Genomic DNA, 19,089 nt, shown 5'->3' with positions numbered 1-19,089 from the left:
ACGGGAAAAACAGCACGCGGGACGCGTGCGCTCCCGCTAGAACTGCGCGGCGGGTGCGTTCCCATCGCACCATGTTCCGACCTCTCGCCCTGCTGTTTTTTGCCTGCGCTCTCTCCGCCACCGCTGCGGGTCAGCCCAACATCGTTTTCATCCTCAGCGACGACCTTGCCCAAGGCGACCTCGGTTGCTACGGTCAGAAGCTGATCCAAACGCCCAACCTTGACCGCATGGCGCAGGAGGGCACGCGCTACTTGCAGGGCTACAGCGGCACGAGTGTGTGCGCCCCCTCGCGCTCGTGCCTGATGACCGGGCTGCACACGGGGCACTGCCCCATCCGGGCGAATCGTGAAATCGGTGCCGAAGGGCAGAAGCCGCTTCCCGCAGGCACGATCACCGTGGCGCAGATTTTGCACGATGCGGGCTACGCCACCGCCTGCGTGGGCAAGTGGGGCATGGGCATGTTCGACACCACAGGCAGCCCGCTGAAGCTGGGCTTTGACCACTTCTACGGCTACAACTGCCAGCGCCACGCGCACAACTACTTCCCCACGTATCTCTACAACGACGACAAGCGCTTTGACCTCCCCGGCAACACCGGCAAGGGCGTGGGCAAGACCTACGCGCAAAACCTCATCTCTGATGAAGTCATCCGCTGGGTGCGCGAGCACAAGGCCGGGCCTTTTTTTCTCTACTTCTCCATCACGCTGCCGCATGGCGATTTTGAGATCGACGACCAAGGAATCTACAAGGACAAGCCCTGGACTGAGAAGCAGAAGAACTATGCGGCGATGGTCACCCGCCTGGACAGTGATGTGGGGCGTCTGCTTGCCACGCTCAAGGAGTGCGGCATCGATGACAACACACTCGTCATGACCTCGGGTGACAATGGCTCCTCCTTTGCTCCTGATTCAGAAATGGGAAAGCTCTTTGACCAGGCCTCCAACGGCATGCGCGGCTACAAACGCAGCTTGTACGAAGGCGGTCTGCGACAGGCGGCGCTGGCGCGCTGGCCCGGGAAAGTACCCGCTGGGCGCGTGACGGACGAGCCCTGGGCCTTTTGGGATTTTCTGCCTACTGCGGCAGAACTTGCGGGTGCGAAGATCCCTGCGAACTGCAAAACGGATGGACTCTCCCTGGTTTCCTTTCTCAAAGGCGGACCGGCACCGAAGCGCGATCATTTCTACTGGGAACTGCATGAGGGCCCCTCACTGCAGGCGGTGCGCTTTGGTGACTGGAAGGCGGTGCGCAACGGTCCCCAAAGCCCCATCGAACTCTATGACCTGAAAACCGATGCCGGCGAGGCGCATGATCTGGCCAGCGAGAAACCGGATCTGGTGGCCAAAGCAGAGGCACTGATGCAGTCCTCCCGCACCGCCGATCCCGACTGGCCGCTAGTGCAGAAGCGGGCAGGGAAGGGGAAAAACAAGGCCAAATGATGATTCAAACCATCCCTAAACTTTGATTTACAGTGCTATAGATCTTTAAAATTAAAAAGTGGTGAATCTATGATATTTTGAAATTTCAGAGTCTTGAGAGTGAAGAAGGCTTGATTGTTTATGGAATTTTTAATAGATTTCGTGCAGTATGAGTTCCCGACCCCTTACCGCCACTCTGCCGCCCCCCGGCATGCCGATTCACTCCGGGGAACCCTTTGCCCATGAGTTTGCTTCGCTGGTGCAGGACATTCAGCGCACGCGGGACTGGTTCAACAGCCAGCTGGACGCTCAGCTGGCAAGCCTGCACAAGCTGTGTGCGGCCACTCCCAAAGAGGAGCCCAAGTGCGGGCTTTCGATGGCCACCCTGTTTGAAGCTCCGCATCCCATTTCACAACCGCAGCCTCCGCCCGTCGCAACCGTGGAAACGCCCGCCGTGATGAGCAAGGTGTCCTCGGTGAATCAGGCAATCGTTTTGCCCCCGACACTCACGGCAACGCTGGATCCGCAGCTGGAACAGGCAACGCTGCATGAACTGAACAACGCCCTGACACGCGCCTTTTCAGAGATCGCCGCGCGCGGCGGCATGCTGACCTGATTTCGGCATCACATTCTCGTGGGTCGTTCCGTAACCGTGACCGGATTTTCCGGGGACGAATAGTGATGATTCTTTGGCAAGCTCCGCCGTTCCGGCTACGTACCAAAGTGCTCCACATGAATACCATTATCACCGACCCTCTAGAAGCGTCTCGTCGCGAATTTCTCAAGACCACCTCGAAAACGATTGCCGGCCTGTCTGTGCTCTCCGGCATCACCCTTCCTCATGTGCACGCCGCCGGCAGTGATGAGATCCGCACGGCGCTGATCGGCTGCGGCGGACGTGGCACCGGAGCTGCGAGCAATGCGATGGGAGTGCAGTCGCGCATGACCCGCCTCGTGGCGATGGCGGACGTTTCCAAAGAGCGCCTCGACCAGAGCTTTGACGGCCTCACCAAAAAGCATCCCGACCGCATGTCTGTGTCTGAAGACGCGAAGTTCATCGGCTTTGACGCCTACAAGAACGCCATCGACACCCTGCGCAAAGGGGACGTGGCCATCTTCACCACGCCGGTGGCCTTCCGCTGGGTGCACTTCAAGTATGCCATCGAGAAGGGCGTGAACATTTTCATGGAGAAGCCCATCTGCACCGACGGCCCCACCGCGCGCCGTCTGCTGGCGCTGAATGAAGAGGCGAAGAAGAAAAACCTGAAGGTCGGCGTGGGCCTCATGTGCCGCCACTGCCGTGTGCGTGGAGAGCTTTTCAACCGCATCCAGGACGGTGAAATCGGCGACCTGATGCTCATGCGCGCGTATCGCATGCAGGGCGTCATTGGCAGCGTGTTCACACCGCGCCGTGATGTGGAGAGAAACCCGAACGAGCTGCTCTGGCAGATCAAAAACTTCCACAGCTTCCTCTGGGCCTCCGGCGGCGGCTTCAGTGACTTCAACATCCACAACATCGATGAAGCCTGCTGGATGAAAAACGACTGGCCGGTGGAAGTGCAGGCCAGCGGCGGCCGCACGGATCGCGGCGACAACGTGGATCAAAACTTCGACCACTATTCCTGCGAGTACACCTTCAAGGACGGCGCCAAGCTCTACCTCGAAGGCCGCACCGCACTGAACGTGCACACACAGTTCGCCACGCAGGTACATGGCACCAAGGGCAGCGCCATCGTCTCCACGGCCGGTCACTTCCCCTCCAAGGCCATGACCTTCAAAGGTCAGAACATGGTGCGCTCCAACATCATCTGGCGCGGCAAGCAGCCTGAGCCAAATCCGTATGATCTCGAGTGGCAGGACCTCATCGAGGCCATCACCAACGACAAGCCCTACAACGAAGTGGAGCGCGGCATCAAGTCCAGCGTCACCACTGCCATGGGCCGCGCCGCTGCTCACACCGGCCAGGTCGTGCGCTACAACGACTACATCAACAGCCCCTTCGAGTTCTCCCCGAACGCGGACAAGCTCACCCTCGACGGCCCGCCTCCGCTCGTGGCCGACAAGGATGGCAACTATCCCTTCCCGAAAGCCGGTCAGTTCAAGGACCGCGAGTACGCCATGGAGCCTCAGGCCAATCCGTTCCCGCTCATCGAGTTCCCACCCGAAGCCGCCCCCGAGCCGCTCTCCCCTCCGGAGCGTCCACGGCCTGCCGCGAAGAAGAAGGACGAGAAGAAGGCTGGCGCCTGATTCTGAAATACCAAGTGTCTGTTCAACCGCCGCCCTTCACGGGGCGGCGGTTTTTTTTTGGCGTAGGATGGGTGTGGCGTAAGCCCGCCCGTCTATGAGCGTATCGCAAAAAACCATGGCGTATGAACGTCCTCGCAGTCGGGCGGTGTGGCGGAGAGCGATGTGAAGGATGAGTGGGCCTTCGACGTCAAACACACCCAACTTACGGCCCGAGCTGCGCGCTTAGCGAATGCAGATACTCCTCGAGGTTGGTGTATCCATCGTTGCCGGCATCTGCCTTTCCATCTGCTGCATTTTGCGAGTCAAGGCCATGCGCCTGCTCCCAGGCATCAGGCATGCCGTCGTGATCGGTGTCCGCAGGTGCAGCACCTCCCGCCAGTTTTGGATGACCACCGACCTCTGCGGGTGAGTTGATCATGGAGCCTGTGCCGTTCTTCACGTCGGAAACGATGCGTGCATCAGCGGCATCGCGTTTGGGCTGTGTGGCACCGGCTTGGGCAAGCACCGCGGCATAGGCGCTGTCTGCATCCGTGGCGGTGACCGGCCACGTGGCATAGCGCTGTGCGGCGCGGTAATGCGTGGGCGCAATCTTCTGGTCAAACTTGTAGCTCACGAGAGACCAGTCATCGCTGCTGTTCTGCGCGCGATGCGGGCCGCGATTGCCTTCGACGAAAATCTTTGGAGTGCCGCTGGCATTGACGATGATCTCATACAGGCCGGGTTCGGTGGAGCGGCCGGGTTTGAAGAAGTTGCCGACGAAGTTCACGAAGGAATTGGAGTCAGTGTCGAAGACTTCGCCGGCGAGGTTTCCCGGATCATAGACAACGTTGTTGACGATGTCGTGCGTGCCGCCGGCGGAGATGAGCGGATTGCGGAAGCCATTGTGCGCCATGAGCGTGTGATGCACGGTGACGTGGTCGCAGCCGTCTCCAATGAGCAGCCCGGCGCTGTGGTGTCCTTTGTGGTGGCGGCTTTGATCCAGCGCCTCGCTGACGATGCACCAGCTGAAGGTGATGTCATGCGCGCCGAACCAGGTGCTCACGGCTTCATCTTCGCTCCAGCCTGCGGAGACATGATCGAGCACGACATGATGCGCGCCATCGGTCACCTTGCCATGCGTGCCGAGAATGGAGAGGGCGTCGTTGTCATCGGGTTCCATGGAGCGGCCTTCATTGCCAGGGCGGATGCGAAGGTGCTGGATAAGCACATCATGCGTGGCGATGGTCATGCCCGCATTTTTGAGGCAGATACCATCTCCTGGTGCCGTCTGTCCGGCGAGGGTGAAGAACGGATGCATGACGATGATGGGAGTTTCGAGTTCGATCGTGCCGCCCACGCGGAAAACGACAGTCCGCGGCGCGGGATCATTGAGCGCCTCACGCAGGCTGCCGGGGCCGTGATCTGCCAGGGTGGTGACTTCGATGACCTTTCCGCCCCGGCCTGCGGGCGTCCGGGTGCCAAAGCCTTCCGCACCGGGAAAGACGGGAAGGCCCTGCAGCGGCGGCAGTGCGCTGGGCTGGCCGGGATTCTTCGCCGTTTTTGGCGTGGTCCATTTGCGCACAAGTGGAATGCCCGGGTAAATGATGAAACCCACGAACAGAAAGCTGCCGCCATACAACGCCACGCGGCCAAGCAGAAGGGAAGACCGCTGCCGGAGCATGCGCCAGCCCTGCCATGCGGCCGCCAGCGGGCACAGTGTCATCACGCCAAACACCACGTATGGCGTGAGGTGTTTGACCAGCCAGTTGAAGCCCGTGGAAACACGCAGGACGTGCAGCAGCACAAAGAGCCAGAGCAGCAGAGGAAGTGCGAGCAGAAGGCGAATGGATCTGCCTTGGCGGTCGGGGGATGCAGCGTTCATCAGGGCATGTGGAACCCACGTTGTTTCCGCAGGTTGCGAAAGAGTGGATTGGTGGACTAGGGCGGGGCTAAGACCGTTCTGCAGCCAAACTGAGGGGCGATTTAGAAGTAAAACTCAGACTCGGCTCATAAGCTTGTGGTGTGGATAATCAGGAGTCTGCCACCCCCATAACAGAATCTCTAAGTGACACGCCCGAAGCCGAATGTGTGCGGCAGCTGGTCGGGCGCAGGCACTGGGTGAAGCTGGGACTGTGGGGTGCCCTGGGCACGATTGGAGGAGGTCTGGGCTACATGCTGGCACCTCCTGCAATCGTGCCGCTTTATTTCAATGGCCTGTATGCGTATGCCCATGAGAGCCACCCGGCCGTGATTCATCAGCTGGTGGCCGCAGCGAACGAACTGGTGGGGAAGCCCTACAAGTGGGGCGGCGGACATCAGTTTTTGTTCGACAACGGGTTTGATTGCTCGGGCTCCGTCTCTCATGTGCTCTATCGTGCGCGCCTGCTGGACCGGCCCCTGAGCTCCTCTGCGTTTGCCCGCTACGCCTGGCCCGGACCGGGGAGTTACGTGACGTTGTACGTCAATCCCGGCCACCACGTTTTCATGCAGATCTGCGGCCTGCGGTTTGACACCTCCGGCAATGTGGCGGGGGAAGGCCCGCGCTGGCGGGTGGCCAACCGCTCGTATGCGGGATTTTTTCCGCGGCATCCGGCCTGGCTTTGATGGCTTCTGAAGAACGTGAAAAGTCTAAACTCCCCTTGAGGACACTCTGAGTGTCCATTTAGACGCGGAACTCAGAATCGGCCTATAACGTTTCCGCGTGGGCAAGTCAGTTGCTAACATCCCCATACTGGAATCTCTGACAGAAACACCCGATGCCGAATGTGTGCGGCCGCTGGTCGGGCAGTCAATTTCATGGAATTCCGGTATGGGGGTGCCCCCCCCTTAGTCAGCGGCTGGCATTTGCGTTGCAGCGCTGCCATTCAGCGTTGCCTTTTTGACGACAGCCGCCGGACGCCCGGCTTGCGTATTCTGTATGCCCTAGCGGGTCCGAAAATGCCCCCGGTGGTCTGCGTGGGCGAATGCATCCCCTTTTCCTGAGGTTCCTCCCATGAGCACGTCCATCCGTTTGATCATTCCGCTGCTGGCGATGGGCCTGGGGGCCTGCCACAAAGAATCTTCTCCAGCCCGTGCCAACATGGATGCAGAGGCACGCCAGCGGGCCATCGAGGTGCGGCAAAAAGCTGACAGGGAGGCTGCTGCCATCAAGGAAGCTGCTGCCAGAGAAGCAGCGGCTCAGAAGGAGGCAGATGCCAAAGAAGCACGCTCCCCGGGATCAACCGTACCCAGCTCCAGACCACCCATAGCTGTGCCAGCGCCTGCAACCGCAACGGCTCAGCCGAAATGAACGCTGGGCGGATTGATGAAGTTAGGGGATATGCCAATTGACAGCTCAGCGCCCCTGCGGGCAGACTGTGCCGATGAACGAATCTCTCCGCCCAGTCATGTGTCTTTTTCAGCAATGGCGGACGTGGAGCACAGGTCTGGTGCTGCTCGTGGCTTCGTGCGCCGGACCGCTCGGCCATGACGGGCTTGCGGGGGCTGCCACGCCGAATGTGCAGGGGATCTACCAAGGATCCTACACATACGGAGGTGCTTATCATAAGCTGACCGGGCAGTCGGTGAACTTTGAAATTTCGCTGCGCCAGTCCCGAGGCTCCCACCAGATTTCAGGGGTCATCAAAGAACCTTACACAGGGACCGGAACGCTGAAGGACGGTTTTGTGTGGTCCGAGATCCGTGGCACCTGCGAGAGCGACAGCGGCTACACCCATTTGAAGTTTCGCAAAGCGAACCGGAATTCCAAAGAACCTGCGGTGATCTATCACGGCTCACTGCCACCGGGGTCCACCCTTCTTTCAGGCACGTGGTACCTTGAATCCAAGACGAGTGACAGCGGCGTGTTTCAGATCAGCGGAATGCAGGTTCACTAAGGCTGCAGTGCTTAGTGTCGGGAAGTAACCTGATTCATGGCAATGGCCGCAGCCATGCACCCTGCCGCCGAAATGCCCCCGAGTGGATGGAGAGTTGCTCCATCGCGTTAAACGCAAAGTCCCGGCGGCGTGTTCGTGATGCGGCCCTTTCAGGCCAGCAGACACAGCCACCGGGCAGGGTCTGCAGGGTTAGTTAATGGTGCTTGTACCAACCACGGTGCAGGCCGTTGTCATGATGGTAGTGACCCCAGTGACCGGGAGGGCCGGGCCGATAAAACGGAGCCGGCTGGGGCACCCACTGGTAGATGGGAAAGCCCATGCGATTGTAGCCCACGATGATCCGATGCTGATGGGGATAAGAATGCCCGGCTTGGGCAGGAGCGGCGAGACTGAACACGCCGACCACTGCGATGAGGGTAAGTAGTGTTTTCATAGGTTTTGGGGGAGGATTGCTCCACCGAATTGAACGGTGTCCTCCACTGTTTATTCGAATGTGGGCGCTTTCTTGGCTCTCTCGACCCCTTGGCATGTGCCAAAGAGTCCCTCCACGCCGGTCTTTTCGGCGGTCGGTCAGACCGGAGCGTTTAAAAAGGCGAGCGCCGCAGAACGTTGCGAATGCTGCGCAAGCTCCGCACGCAGGCTTTGGAGTTTCTCCAGCAGTTCTGCCCCCAGCCGTTCACGCAGGTGCTCCAGATGGCTGGCATCCGAGGCCTGCTGACGCACGGCTTTTTGCCAAGGGGCCGAGAAAATGAGGTGCATTGAGCTTTGCAGGTGGCCGGCACAGAGAGCCTCCCACTCGCCACCGTCCAGCCAGATGCCGCCGGTGTGGGAGCGCTCCACGCGAAAGGGCTGACCGTGACCGACGCGGTAGCGCGTCATGACGGTGCCGGACTCCGGGCAGAGCTTCACCACATCGTCAAACTCGCTCACGGGCGTGGCATTCTCCGCATGGGCGGCCTCGGCCGCAGCTTCTGCGGGCAGCTTGCTGCGCCAGCTCCAGTAGTTCTGCGCCGGGATCCAGTGCCCGCCGGTTTGAGGGCAACGGAAGGCGGTCAAGCCGGGTTCGAGTTCGACACTTTCCAACGATTGATGAGGAGCAAGCGGGCTTTGCATAGGGAATGAAGAGCGCAACTCTCTGCCAAAGAGGTTGGGTATGCCATGACATTTCCCGCGGGATTGTGGAAGAAGCCGGCGCTTCGCCGCCATTCGACAAATCCGGAGAGCTGCGCATGATTCCGCCCTCATGGCCAGCCGCGGAAAATCCATCGCCTTTGCCCGCATCCGTGCGGAGGTGATCCGGCTGGTGGGCCTGATCCCCGCCGGCAAGTTCACCACGTATGGCAGCATTGCCATTCACATGAATGTGATCCCCCGGCACGTGGCCACGGTGCTGGGACATCTGACCCCGGAAGAATCTGCCGCACTGCCCTGGCACCGGGTGGTGGCTGCGAGTGCGCGGATCAGTCCGAACATGCCGGAGGCCTCGGCGCGGAAGCAGCGGAGATTGCTGAAAGCCGAAGGTCTGCGTCTCGACAAAGAGGGTTACATCCAGGACGCAGACGAGCATTTCCACAACGTGGGCGTGCGGCGGAACATTCGCTGGAGCGAAGAAGGGTAATCGGTTGTTTTATTTCTGCTTTTCGCCTGAGGCTGGCTGTAGAAAATTCACTGGCTGCCAGGTGCCTGCGGCATCCCGTTTGAATTTGGCATCCCAGTCTGTGTTCACCCGCATGCCGTAATAAGTCAGCGCCAGGGTTTGATCGATCAGGTTCTCCTTTTGAATCCATATCCAGCCAAGGGCGAGCTCGTAGGCCGCAGAACCCAGACCGGAGCGGACACATTCCTCTTCGCAGGACTGCTGCACGAGATTGTCGAGGGTGCGCACCTGACGCAGCACATCGACGAGAAAGGCCCGCGCCTCCGGATCGGGCGCGCCTTGAGCATCTGGCAGGGTGATACCGATCTCACAAAGCTCATGCTCCAGCTCCCACTCCCAGGCACCCGTGACCTGCCGGGCTGCCTGCTCCGAGAGCTGCTTCAACAAATCATCCGGGGCATAGCGGTCACGGGGCAGGCGAAAAAAATGATCTTCCATGCGGAATGTCTGGCCATGGTCGGGCACCCGGCCAAGGCCCAAGGCACGGAACAGAGAGACGAAGAGTGAAGTCAGGCTCATGAGGTGCGGGTGAGGCCCCGCTCGCGAAGGGTCATCTGGCACCCAACGATTTCAGGACGTTTTCAATCTTCTGCAGTCTAGCAGCCACGATGGCAGGCTGCCAGTCGGGTCGGGTTCGCTGGATCTCCTTGATCGTCGCCTGTGCAGACTTCAAATTTTGGATGGCCTGTTCCCGACGACCGCCCTCCACAGCCTCCATGCCAGTTTTGCAGAGGATGAATGCGTGAAAGTAGGCGTTGGCCGTGTCTGAGGTCTCTTCGGCTGCATGTGTCACAGAAGCAAGCCCCAGCAGGGCGGCCATCAGCAAAGCGTGAAGAGTGGAGGTGCGTTTCATGGTGGCGGGGAACAAAGTGAATTTTGAAAACGTGAACCGTTTGAATGCGCGGTCTTCATTCCAAAGCCATCGGCGGCGCTGGCAGAGGCGGCGGCTGGGTGAATTGGGAGCCGCCGCAGGCCAGGCACTGGCTCTGGGAGGGTGCGTTGCGATTCCCACATTTCTCACAGGCCCAAGGTGCCATGGCCACCAGGATCTCTTCGCGGGTGTACTGGATGACCGAACGGGTCATTTCACCCTGGCAGCCATTGCAGCGGACATACTCTCCCAGCGTGCTGGTGGGAAACAGCGGGATGAAGTAGAGTGTGAAATAGCGCGAGACCCGCATGTGGGAATAGGTCGACGCTGCCATGCACTGCGGGCAGAAAAAGTTGCCGGTGGAAACCCTGGCTTCCTTGGCTTTCGAACCCCAGATAATCATAAGAATGAGGACGCAGATGTTAGCTATGTGATGCCAGCGGGCCCATCCCACCAGCCGTCTCCCTTTCAGAGACATAAGCGGGCTGTCCTTAGGCGAATTTATCGATGACGTGCATGGTTATCCGCTGCGAGACCCCGCTTTGTCGAGCATGAAATACGTCTTAATCTTTATTCGCTGGCAAACGTTCAGAGTGGATTGCCCGGGGATCACTTCTCGCGCACGAACTTCGACTCAGGCTCAAACTTCGCGCGGTCCTTGTTTTTCGTTGTCAGCGTGTCGCCGGCAATGCGGATCAGATACTCACGGCTGTCGGGGGCTTTCCCCTTTTCGAGGTAGGTCAGCCGCAAGACGCTGTCCGTCAGTAGGCGGAAGGTGCCAGACCGGGCGCCTTCGGAGAAAGTGCCGTCCTGGCGGAAATCCATGACGAGGTTCTTTTCGCCTCCCGCTGTTTTGAAAATGGTGGAACCGCGGCGTGCCTCAAGAAACTCCCAGCGCCCGAGGATCGCCTGAGCATTGTCCGCAAGCGCAGGGCCTGCAAAGCCCAGAACGAGGAACATCCAGAGAACCGGCGCGGAACGTGTCAGGAACGTTTTCATGGGTTAAAGGGAAGGAGATTCTTTGCAGGATAGGGTCAATCGCCAGCGATGTCGAGCAGCGTGACGGCAAGATCCTTGCAGGCTTGAGCGGCAATGCTGCGAACTCTACCAAGGCTGCGATCTTTGCGTCGGCACCGGAAGCCTTCATAGGGGAAAAGCAGTGCTTAAAGCAGGGAATGCTTGCGGTAAATTCACTGCATGCGGAACGTACCGCATGGCACGAAGCAGACCCAAGCTATCCGACACCCTGGTTGACTTATTGATCAAACTTCCACCCTGGCTGTCCCTTGCCATCGGAATTGCGAGCTACGCTGTCATGGAATGGTATCAGCGCACGCATGTGGCACCGAATGTGGAATGGATGATGTCAGCCGTTACGAGCATGTATCCGCCAATCGCTCTCGCTTTTTTTGTCGCATTAGCGGCAGGCAGTGCGGTACATCGAATACGCCGCGAGAGACTCGTGGATCAGCAAACCGGACTGGATTCGCTGCGACACACACCATGGAAAGAGTTTGAGTATCTGGTGGCGGAAGCCTTTCGCAGGCTGGGATATTCCGCAGACTATTCGATGGACCATGGGCCCGATGGCGGTGTGGACATCACGCTAAAGAAGGAGGGCCTCACGTCCTTGGTGCAGTGCAAGAGATGGAGAAGTGGCAGCGTGGGCGTGGCGGTCGCGCGGGAGATGCTTGGGATTTTACATGCAAAGAAAGCCCACGAGGTCTTCATCGTCACTACGGGCGGTTTTACTGCGGAGGCGAAAAGCTTTGCGCGAACAAACCCCATCAAACTGATCGACGGTGCCAAGCTGTGGAAGATGGTTGCGGAGGTTCAGGCCAAACCCGGCACTGCACCGGTGATGCCCGCTGAGATCAGCGCTGCAACCACGCCCGAATGTCCGAAATGTGGCGGTGAAATGGTGCGGCGCACAGCCAAACGCGGCCCGTCCGCAGGATCTGTGTTTTGGAGCTGCGCACGCTTCCCGAACTGCTACGGCAACGCCTCCATCCACGGGCAACCTGAGACGGCATGATCCGCAGCAACAACATCTTCGTCGATTTCGAAAGCGTGCAGGACGTCGACCTGAAGCTCATTGAGGGCAAACCGGTGAAGGTGTGTTTCTTGTTTGGCAAGAATCCGCCAAAGGTGAGTGTGGAGCTGATGAGGCAGGCGCACCGCCTCCATGACCAGGTGCAGATGATCAACATAGAAAGCCGTGGGAAAAACGCGCTGGACTTCGTGCTCGCGCACCAGACGGGCATACAGACGGCGGTGGACCCGGAATGCGGTATTCATATCCTGTCCAAAGACAAAGGCTTTGATGCCTTGATCACGCACCTCAAATCCCGCAACGTTCAGGCGGCGCGAGACGAGGTGTTTTCCAAAATCCCGGTGCTGACCCAGGAGCGCAAATCTGTGCCCAAACCTGCACCCAAGCCCAAGCCCAAGCCCAAAACCGAACCCGAGGACCGGCTGGAGCGGGTGAAGGCACGCTTTTCCAAGATGAAGCACTCGGCCAATGACGGCCGTCCCAAAAAGCGAAAGACGCTTTGCACCAAGATTCAGGAGGTTTTTCTCAAGGCGCTCAGCGCTGATGAAGTGGAGAAAGTGATCAGAGGGCTGGAACAGAAGGGCTGGATCGAGATCTCAGAAGACAAGGTGACTTATCATTTCTAAGGCGTCTCGGCTGAAGGCCGGCTCACTGTCCGTACACATCCACCCACTGGAGACCGCTTTTTGATCCTGGAGGCGTGAAGTAGCGGCGGCCAAGATAGGAGCCCTTCACTTCGCGCATGGCCCCCCCCGAAGGGTGGCTGGCGCGGGTGAGCACGGGCCTGCCATTAAAAGTGCCGGTTTCACTCGGGACCGGGCTGCAGGAAGCTGAAAGGAGCATGCCAAAACCAAGGACAAGGGAGGCGGAGTGTTTGAGTCGCGTCATGGAATGGGAGTAACGTTTTGCCGTTGATGAATGATGCAATAAAGTATCGTGCCACGATGTTTTGCAAGCCGGGGAGCCACCGTTTTTCCCTGCTTGTATTGGAGAGGGCATTCCGCTTTGATTTGAAAAAAGCTCCTCATGCCATGCTCCGGCCTCCTCTTCATGTCCCGTGTCAGATCGTGATGGCGGCTGCGCTGCTGTTTCAACCCTCTGAGATGCTGGCCGCCGAGGCCAATACGCTGACTGCGCAGGAGATGGCGGCGGGCTGGAGGCTGCTCTTTGATGGACGCAGCACCGCAGGATGGCACACCTATGGAAAGAAGGCGGTGTCTGCTGGATCCTGGCAGATCAAAGACGGCTGCCTCACACTGCCCCAGGGCAACGGCCGTCCGAACGGCACGGGCGGTGACCTGGTGACGAATGCGATGTACACAAACTTCGAGTTTGCATTCGAGTGGCGCGTCGGACCCGGGGGCAACAGCGGCGTGGAGTATCTTTTTACCGAAGGCGAGAAACGCAGCGCGTCGTTTTACGCTGGTGATCAAGGAGACAGTCCCTTGGGCTTTGAATACCAGGTGCTGGATGACGCTCCGCATGCAAAGAATGCGGCGGACAGGCTGGCTGCATCGATCTATTCGCTCGTCACCGCCACGGGCAAGACACTGCGTCCCGTGGGCGAATTTAATGAGGGCCGCATTGTGGTGGACGGCAACCACGTGGAGCACTGGCTCAACGGGCGCAAAGTGGCGGAGTGCGGGCTGGGCAGCGCGGAGCTGCAGCGCATCATCGCCGGCAGCAAATACAAGTATTACCCCGGCGTGGGCGTGAAACGTGCGACACCCATCGCCCTGCAGGATCACGGTGCCGAAGTGGCCTATCGAAATCTCAAGATCCGAGAACTGCGATCCGGCGCAGCCGGATCACCGGCAGCCGATTTGCCGAGGCCTCTACCCGCCGGCCTGCAGGTACGCCCGCCCATGCAGGCTGCGGACTGGCGTGTGTGGTGCTGGTCCAAGGCGGACAACCGCTGGATCGAGCACCCGCTGGAAAAAATGACCGTCCAGATCAAGGACGGCGTTCTCTCAGCGCGCAATACCACCAACGACGGCTGGCCCCGGGCGATCCTCGTCTATCGCAGCACATTGCTGGAAGGCGACTTTGCCATTTCCGCGGAGTATCGTGGCCAGCTTGAGTCCTTTGACCTCCAGGCTGCCGACGGCGCCAATCAACGCCTCACATGCCTGAACCCGCCGGAGGGCGGCCCATGGCGCTCCATCTCGCTCGTACGCGTCCGTGGTGACTGCACCGCCCGCATCGCAGGAGCCGCCGTCCCCGTTCAAAGCAGCAAAGCATCTTCTGGTATGAAGGGCTATCTCTGCTTCAAGCTGCGGCCGGGAGAACAGGTGGAGGTGAAAGGGCTGGAGGTAATCGTGGGAAGGTAGAAGTTCAAAACTTCCCCTTCAGCAGATCCCTCACCGCCGCATAGCCCTTCGGGCTGAAGTGGGTGCCGTCTTCGACGAAGAAGTCAGTTTTGGGCTGGCCTTTTTCATCGAGGAAGGCAGGGAAGAGGTCGATGAATTCGGTGTTCTTCTCGCTCCTGGCGAGTTCGGCCATTAGGCCGTTCATCTTCTGGATGGCGGCGAGCACTTCGGGCGAACTGCTGGAGCGACGCACGGGCGGAAGGCCAATGCAGAAGATGCGTGTATCCGGCAGGGTGGAGTGGATTTGGGTGATCAAGGCGCGTGCGGTGTCGCGGATCTGCTCCGGCGATTTTCCGGCAGCGAGGTCGTTGCCGCCGGCATTGAGCAGGATGGTTTTTGGCGCGTAGGGCAGCACAATGCGAGTGGCATAATGCTGCACGTCGGTGAGTTGTGCGCCGCCGAAGCCGCGATTGATCACCTGGTGCTCCGGGAAGTAGGTGGCCACATCGGTCCAGCGGCGCGCGTTGGATCCGCCAACGAGCAGCACGGCACCCTTTGGCGGCGGCGTGCTGGCATCGATGGATTCGAATTTCTTGATCGTCTCCTCCCAGCGTCCGGGGTTTCCACCGCCTCCTTTGCCTTTGCCACCTTTGCCGGGTTTGACGGGTGTTTCGGCGGCTGAGAGGCAGAGTGTGAGGGCGGACAGAACGAGGGCGAAGACGGCTAGGAGGCGTGGGGAAGGGGAGTGCAAGGTCATGGTTGGATCTTTGGTCAGCGTGGTGAAATCCCGTTCTAAGGTTGGAATGTGCCAGCTTTTAAACGGCTTTTTTGTTCCGGCTCTGGCTCGCAGCCCGTTCGAAGAAAAATCATTTTACATCGCATCGTTTAACACAATACTCCTGATTTAGGAGCAATCTACGTTATAGAGTAATGATGCATGTCCGCTGAACCGCCCATCGACTTTGCGAGCCTCAACACTGCTGTTCACGGTCCCATCCGTCTGGGGGTGCTGACGGCCCTGGCCACGGAGGAGTCACTGGATTTTACTTCCCTCAAGCGGCGGCTGACGGTGGCGGACGGCGCGCTGGGCATTCATCTGCAAAAACTCGAAACTTCTGGCTACATTTCCAGCACCAAGCGGTTCGTGGGGAAGCGCCCGAACACTCTTTACCAGCTCACCCCAGGCGGTCGGAAGGCGCTTTTTGAATACCTGCAAACGATGCAGCAGCTCATCGACTCTCTCAGCGCGGCCAGGCTGCGGCCACCTGTGAATCCAGAACACCCGTTGAACCCGCCCTCATCACCACCATGAACCCGCCCACACCCCCTTCACAATCGCCATCACCTTCGATGCCAGCTTACATGTCTCCAGAGCAACTGCAGGCAGACCTGACCACCATGCGCTCCGTGCTGGAAGGGGCCAGCGCCGACAAAGGCCCTCACCGGATGATCATTGCTGCAGGGAATTTCTTCACTGCTGCTGTGATCCTGCTCGCGGTGCCCTTCATCATGCTGATCTTCAGCATTCCGCTTTTTACCGAGCCGGAAAAGAAGGAAGCCCTTGTCGCGCCTGTGGTCGGTGGCGGGGTCATCCTCATCCTTCTCGTTTTATCCCTGCCGTTTTTGGTCGCGGGCTGGGGCCTGATGAAAAAGCGGCAGTGGGGCGAGGCCGCTGCGGTAGTAGCAGCCTGTTTCAATATCTTGAGCTTCCCGCTTGGGACTGCGCTGGCCGTCTATACCTTCTGGGCGATGTCCCAGGGCAAGCTGAAACCTGGACCTTCTGCATGACGCGCTGCTAATGCCCTCCGGACGTGGAGCCGCGGGCACAGTGGCCCTTGGACGAAAAGTTTACGGGTGGAGAATGAGCTGGTGGAGGGACTTGATGGTCCACTCGGTGAGCGGCTCGTTTCTCTGCACAAGCTCCTCCAGCAGCAGGATGGCATTGCGATGGTTCACCGCCTCCAAATGCTCGCGCAGTGACTTGCCGCCGATCGTGATGCCCTCCAGCGCCACCTTGGTTTCTTGAAGGGTAAGCGTATTGCCTTCGATGGCATTGGAATGGTACGTCCAGCGCACGATGAGGTCCTCCCGCAGATTCCGCACGATCACCGGGTCCAGCGGACGGTGCTGGTCCAGAGTCGCCTTGAGGCTGTCGATAGCGGGGAAGGAGTCATGGATGCAGCAGGTTACAGCATCTTTGCGCTTTTCGAAGCCTAGGTTTCGCTCCTCCCTTCTGCCATGAAGTAACCAAAAATTTGTCTGGCAGCAGCGGGCCATCGCAGGCGGAAAGAACCTCGACTTTTTAGCGAGCTACCATTCTCCGAACATGGAGGACAGGAGAAGCATCGCTGTGACCGCCCACAGCCAGAACCAGATCAGCCCAGCGAAAAACAACAAGGCGAGATTAATGCCGAGGCCGACCAAGCCATAAACAAGCCGCTCCCGGCCGGTCGTGTCAGTGAACCATTCCAGCATGGTATGTGAGTAAAGGGGGTTAAGATCCGACTTCCGTGGCCTCGGCTTCCTTGGCACCACGTTTCAGCATTACGGCAAGCAGGGCGATGTCGGCAGGGTTCACACCCTGGGCTCTCGCAGCTTGGCCGAGGGTAGCGGGCCGGAGGGCAGTGAGGCGGTGCTTGGCTTCGGTTTTGAGGCCGGGGATGGCGTGGTAGTCGAAGTCGGCGGGGATCATCTTTTCCTCCATGCGGGAGGTCTTGGCCACCATGTCCTCCTGCCGGGTGATGTAGCCGGCGTATTTAACGTCGTTTTCCACCAGACTCCAGACCTCCGGCGTGAAGCGGGAATACAGCTCGGCAGGAAGCTGGGCGGGGGTGCTTTCGGGGCGGCGCAGCCATTTCTCCAGAGTGCTTCCAGCATCGAAACGGGCCTCCTGCAGGAGGCTGCGAGCCGTGGCGATGGCGGCGATTTTCTCCTCAGTGTGGCGGATGCGGAAGGGGGAGACGAGTCCGGCCTGCGCGGCCAGGGGGGTGAGGCGGAGGTCGCAATTGTCCTGGCGGAGGAGGAGGCGGTATTCGGCGCGGGAGGTGAAAAGGCGGTAGGGTTCCGTGGTGCCCTTGGTCACGAGGTCGTCGATCATCACAGCGAGATAGGCTTGGCTGCGCTGAAGGATGAAAGGGGCACGTCCTTGGGCCTTGAGGGCGGCATTGGCTCCCGCGAGGAGACCCTGGCCGGCGGCCTCTTCGTAGCCGGAGGTACCGTTGATCTGCCCGGCAAAGTAGAGACCCGAGACTCGCTTGGTTTCCAAGGTGGGGTGAAGCTGGGTCGGGGGGCAATAATCATACTCCACGGCGTAGCCGGGGCGGATGATCTCGGCCTTTTCCAGGCCAGGAATGGAGCGGATGAAGTCATACTGCACCTCAAAGGGCAGGGAGGTGGAGACCCCGTTCACGTAGAATTCGCGGGTGTGGCGGCCCTCGGGTTCCAGGAAAATCTGGTGCCGCTCCTTCTCCGCAAAGCGTACCACCTTGTCCTCCACGGAGGGGCAGTAGCGCGGCCCGACCCCCTCGATCTTGCCGGAATACATGGCCGACTTGTGGATGTTGGCCCGGATGATGTCGTGCGTTTGGGGGGTGGTGTAGGTGATCCAGCAGGGAATTTGTTCCACGTGGAACTTTTCGGGTGCCCACGCATTGAGGGTAAACTGACTGGGACCGGTGCCGGGAAGGGGGGTAGAGCCCTCGATTTGGACCTCCGGTTCGTCCTCAGGAAGGGTGCCTGAGAGGTAGCTGAAGCGCGGGGCGGGCTCATCTCCGGGCTGCAACTCGCACTTGGAGAAGTCGATGCTGCGGCTATTCAGGCGGCAGGGGGTTCCGGTTTTAAAGCGCTGGACGTCAAAACCGAGGTTGCGAAGGCTGTCAGAAAGGGTGGAAATGCTGTCTCCCATGCGGCCTCCCGCTTGGTTCTGCTGCCCGACATGGAGCAGCCCTCGCATGAAAGTACCCGAAGAAATGACCACCGCCTTGGCCCGATAGACCATCCCGAGGCTGGTCCGCACGCCGACAACAGCGTCGTTTTCGACCAGGATCTCGGCCGCATTGCCCTGGTGCATGTCCAAGTTGGGCTGGTTTTCGATCAGCCATTTCATGCGAAACTGGTAAGCCTTCTTGTCGCATTGAGCCCGGGGAGCCTGCACACTGGGTCCTTTGCGGGCGTTAAGCATACGGAATTGGATGCCGGTGGCGTCCGTGTTTCGACCCATGACCCCACCGAGAGCATCGATTTCCCGCACCACATGGCCCTTCGCTAGGCCACCGATGGCGGGGTTGCAGGACATCTGGGAGATGGTGTCGAGGTTCTGGGTGAGGATGGCCGTCTGGCAACCCAGCCGAGCGGCCGCCATCGCTGCCTCCACCCCAGCGTGGCCGGCTCCACAAACGATGACGTCATAGTGCTTGGGAAAGGTGTAGAGGCTGGCAGACATGGGGGTGTGAGGGTAGCACAGGGGAAAAAATGTTCCATGTGGAACAAATGGGAATCGCGAGGGGCGGTTCAGAGGGATGAGGGAGGGGAGGAAAGGAGGCGATCACAGAGGACGGGGATCGAAGGTGGGGCCACGTGCACCCCTGTGAAGGGTAGGGAGACGGTTGATCTTGGGTCAGTCGTGGGCGGATTGACCGCTGCTGTTGAAGGGGCAGAGCTACCCCAACTAGGGGCACTCCCGTG

General features: G+C 59.6%; 23 protein-coding genes and 1 pseudogene. 12 read left to right on the top strand and 12 right to left on the bottom strand.

Going from position 1 to position 19,089, the window contains the following annotated elements:
- Nucleotides 1-71 precede the first annotated feature (71 nt).
- The 3 genes from ACILSO_RS14625 (at nucleotide 72) to ACILSO_RS14615 (ending at nucleotide 3,662) form a co-directional block, all read left to right on the top strand.
- Complete coding sequence (locus ACILSO_RS14625; protein WP_395738167.1) at nucleotides 72-1,436, top strand: arylsulfatase; 1,365 nt, start codon at nucleotides 72-74, stop codon at nucleotides 1,434-1,436.
- Nucleotides 1,437-1,584: 148 nt separating this feature from the next.
- The gene (locus ACILSO_RS14620) at nucleotides 1,585-2,031 is read left to right on the top strand and encodes a hypothetical protein (protein ID WP_395738166.1); all 447 of its coding nucleotides are present in this window, start codon (nucleotides 1,585-1,587) and stop codon (nucleotides 2,029-2,031) included.
- 116 nt (nucleotides 2,032-2,147) lie between these two features.
- The gene (locus ACILSO_RS14615) at nucleotides 2,148-3,662 is read left to right on the top strand and encodes a Gfo/Idh/MocA family protein (protein WP_395738165.1); all 1,515 of its coding nucleotides are present in this window, start codon (nucleotides 2,148-2,150) and stop codon (nucleotides 3,660-3,662) included.
- A gap of 202 nt (nucleotides 3,663-3,864) precedes the next feature.
- On the opposite strand, the gene ACILSO_RS14610 is transcribed toward ACILSO_RS14615, so the two are convergent.
- Nucleotides 3,865-5,523 (bottom strand): polysaccharide lyase family 1 protein, encoded by a 1,659-nt coding sequence (locus ACILSO_RS14610; RefSeq protein ID WP_395738164.1) that lies wholly within the window; start codon nucleotides 5,521-5,523, stop codon nucleotides 3,865-3,867.
- Nucleotides 5,524-5,729: 206 nt separating this feature from the next.
- On the opposite strand from ACILSO_RS14610, the gene ACILSO_RS14605 reads away from it, so the two are divergent.
- From ACILSO_RS14605 to ACILSO_RS14595, 3 genes are all read left to right on the top strand, one after another.
- Nucleotides 5,730-6,245, top strand: coding sequence for a peptidoglycan endopeptidase (locus ACILSO_RS14605; protein ID WP_395738163.1), 516 nt, complete (start codon nucleotides 5,730-5,732; stop codon nucleotides 6,243-6,245).
- A gap of 388 nt (nucleotides 6,246-6,633) precedes the next feature.
- The gene (locus ACILSO_RS14600; protein ID WP_395738162.1) at nucleotides 6,634-6,930 is read left to right on the top strand and encodes a hypothetical protein; all 297 of its coding nucleotides are present in this window, start codon (nucleotides 6,634-6,636) and stop codon (nucleotides 6,928-6,930) included.
- Between the two features lie 97 nt (nucleotides 6,931-7,027).
- The gene (locus tag ACILSO_RS14595) at nucleotides 7,028-7,516 is read left to right on the top strand and encodes a hypothetical protein (RefSeq protein WP_395738161.1); all 489 of its coding nucleotides are present in this window, start codon (nucleotides 7,028-7,030) and stop codon (nucleotides 7,514-7,516) included.
- 193 nt (nucleotides 7,517-7,709) lie between these two features.
- Here the strand turns inward: ACILSO_RS14595 and ACILSO_RS14590 are convergent, their stop codons facing one another.
- Both ACILSO_RS14590 and ACILSO_RS14585 read right to left on the bottom strand, forming a co-directional pair.
- Entirely contained in the window at nucleotides 7,710-7,949 is a 240-nt protein-coding gene (locus ACILSO_RS14590; RefSeq protein ID WP_395738160.1) for a hypothetical protein, read from the bottom strand.
- A 137-nt stretch (nucleotides 7,950-8,086) separates the two neighbouring features.
- A complete protein-coding gene (locus ACILSO_RS14585) occupies nucleotides 8,087-8,572 on the bottom strand; it encodes a hypothetical protein (RefSeq protein ID WP_395738159.1) in 486 nt (161 codons plus the stop codon).
- 187 nt (nucleotides 8,573-8,759) lie between these two features.
- Between ACILSO_RS14585 and ACILSO_RS14580 the strand changes: the two genes are divergently transcribed.
- Entirely contained in the window at nucleotides 8,760-9,134 is a 375-nt protein-coding gene (locus ACILSO_RS14580; protein ID WP_395738158.1) for an MGMT family protein, read from the top strand.
- 9 nt (nucleotides 9,135-9,143) lie between these two features.
- Here the strand turns inward: ACILSO_RS14580 and ACILSO_RS14575 are convergent, their stop codons facing one another.
- The 4 genes from ACILSO_RS14575 to ACILSO_RS14560 all read right to left on the bottom strand — a co-directional run bounded on the left by ACILSO_RS14575 (nucleotide 9,144) and on the right by ACILSO_RS14560 (nucleotide 11,043).
- Nucleotides 9,144-9,692 carry a hypothetical protein gene (locus ACILSO_RS14575; RefSeq protein WP_395738157.1) on the bottom strand — a complete coding sequence of 183 codons (549 nt, stop codon included), beginning with the start codon at nucleotides 9,690-9,692 and terminating at the stop codon, nucleotides 9,144-9,146.
- A 31-nt stretch (nucleotides 9,693-9,723) separates the two neighbouring features.
- Nucleotides 9,724-10,026 (bottom strand): hypothetical protein, encoded by a 303-nt coding sequence (locus ACILSO_RS14570; protein ID WP_395738156.1) that lies wholly within the window; start codon nucleotides 10,024-10,026, stop codon nucleotides 9,724-9,726.
- A gap of 55 nt (nucleotides 10,027-10,081) precedes the next feature.
- A complete protein-coding gene (locus ACILSO_RS14565) occupies nucleotides 10,082-10,447 on the bottom strand; it encodes a zinc-ribbon domain-containing protein (protein WP_395738155.1) in 366 nt (121 codons plus the stop codon).
- A 206-nt stretch (nucleotides 10,448-10,653) separates the two neighbouring features.
- Nucleotides 10,654-11,043: a hypothetical protein gene (locus tag ACILSO_RS14560; protein WP_395738154.1), complete on the bottom strand. Its 390-nt coding sequence runs from the start codon at nucleotides 11,041-11,043 to the stop codon at nucleotides 10,654-10,656.
- Nucleotides 11,044-11,203: 160 nt separating this feature from the next.
- Here ACILSO_RS14560 and ACILSO_RS14555 point away from each other — a divergent pair, with 160 nt between their 5' ends.
- Nucleotides 11,204-12,079 (top strand): restriction endonuclease, encoded by an 876-nt coding sequence (locus tag ACILSO_RS14555; protein WP_395738153.1) that lies wholly within the window; start codon nucleotides 11,204-11,206, stop codon nucleotides 12,077-12,079.
- The gene (locus tag ACILSO_RS14550; protein WP_395738152.1) at nucleotides 12,076-12,723 is read left to right on the top strand and encodes a PIN domain-containing protein; all 648 of its coding nucleotides are present in this window, start codon (nucleotides 12,076-12,078) and stop codon (nucleotides 12,721-12,723) included. Before ACILSO_RS14555 ends, ACILSO_RS14550 begins: the two co-directional genes overlap by 4 nt.
- Before the next feature lie 22 nt (nucleotides 12,724-12,745).
- Here the strand turns inward: ACILSO_RS14550 and ACILSO_RS14545 are convergent, their stop codons facing one another.
- Entirely contained in the window at nucleotides 12,746-12,985 is a 240-nt protein-coding gene (locus ACILSO_RS14545; RefSeq protein ID WP_395738151.1) for a hypothetical protein, read from the bottom strand.
- A 143-nt stretch (nucleotides 12,986-13,128) separates the two neighbouring features.
- Between ACILSO_RS14545 and ACILSO_RS14540 the strand changes: the two genes are divergently transcribed.
- A complete protein-coding gene (locus ACILSO_RS14540) occupies nucleotides 13,129-14,427 on the top strand; it encodes a DUF1080 domain-containing protein (protein WP_395738150.1) in 1,299 nt (432 codons plus the stop codon).
- Nucleotides 14,428-14,431: 4 nt separating this feature from the next.
- Here the strand turns inward: ACILSO_RS14540 and ACILSO_RS14535 are convergent, their stop codons facing one another.
- Nucleotides 14,432-15,163: a GDSL-type esterase/lipase family protein gene (locus tag ACILSO_RS14535; RefSeq protein ID WP_395738149.1), complete on the bottom strand. Its 732-nt coding sequence runs from the start codon at nucleotides 15,161-15,163 to the stop codon at nucleotides 14,432-14,434.
- 180 nt (nucleotides 15,164-15,343) lie between these two features.
- Between ACILSO_RS14535 and ACILSO_RS14530 the strand changes: the two genes are divergently transcribed.
- Together ACILSO_RS14530 and ACILSO_RS14525 are read left to right on the top strand one after the other, a co-directional pair.
- Nucleotides 15,344-15,718: a winged helix-turn-helix domain-containing protein gene (locus tag ACILSO_RS14530; protein ID WP_395738148.1), complete on the top strand. Its 375-nt coding sequence runs from the start codon at nucleotides 15,344-15,346 to the stop codon at nucleotides 15,716-15,718.
- Nucleotides 15,715-16,194: a hypothetical protein gene (locus tag ACILSO_RS14525; RefSeq protein ID WP_395738147.1), complete on the top strand. Its 480-nt coding sequence runs from the start codon at nucleotides 15,715-15,717 to the stop codon at nucleotides 16,192-16,194. Before ACILSO_RS14530 ends, ACILSO_RS14525 begins: the two co-directional genes overlap by 4 nt.
- Before the next feature lie 69 nt (nucleotides 16,195-16,263).
- Here the strand turns inward: ACILSO_RS14525 and ACILSO_RS14520 are convergent.
- From ACILSO_RS14520 to ACILSO_RS14510, 3 genes and pseudogenes are all read right to left on the bottom strand, one after another.
- A pseudogene (locus tag ACILSO_RS14520) lies at nucleotides 16,264-16,584 on the bottom strand (Fic family protein); the annotation flags it as partial.
- Between the two features lie 132 nt (nucleotides 16,585-16,716).
- Entirely contained in the window at nucleotides 16,717-16,881 is a 165-nt protein-coding gene (locus tag ACILSO_RS14515; protein WP_395738146.1) for a hypothetical protein, read from the bottom strand.
- 19 nt (nucleotides 16,882-16,900) lie between these two features.
- On the bottom strand, nucleotides 16,901-18,847 hold the full coding sequence (locus ACILSO_RS14510; protein ID WP_395738145.1) for a tRNA uridine-5-carboxymethylaminomethyl modification enzyme MnmG/GidA: 1,947 nt from the start codon (nucleotides 18,845-18,847) through the stop codon (nucleotides 16,901-16,903).
- Between the last annotated feature and the right edge of the window lie 242 nt (nucleotides 18,848-19,089).

Source organism: Prosthecobacter sp. (assembly GCF_044226605.1).
In the GTDB taxonomy this organism is placed as follows: Bacteria; Verrucomicrobiota; Verrucomicrobiia; order Verrucomicrobiales; family Verrucomicrobiaceae; genus Prosthecobacter.
The sequence above is the reverse complement of the archived record's forward strand: the minus strand, read 5'-3'. Positions and strand labels throughout refer to the sequence as shown.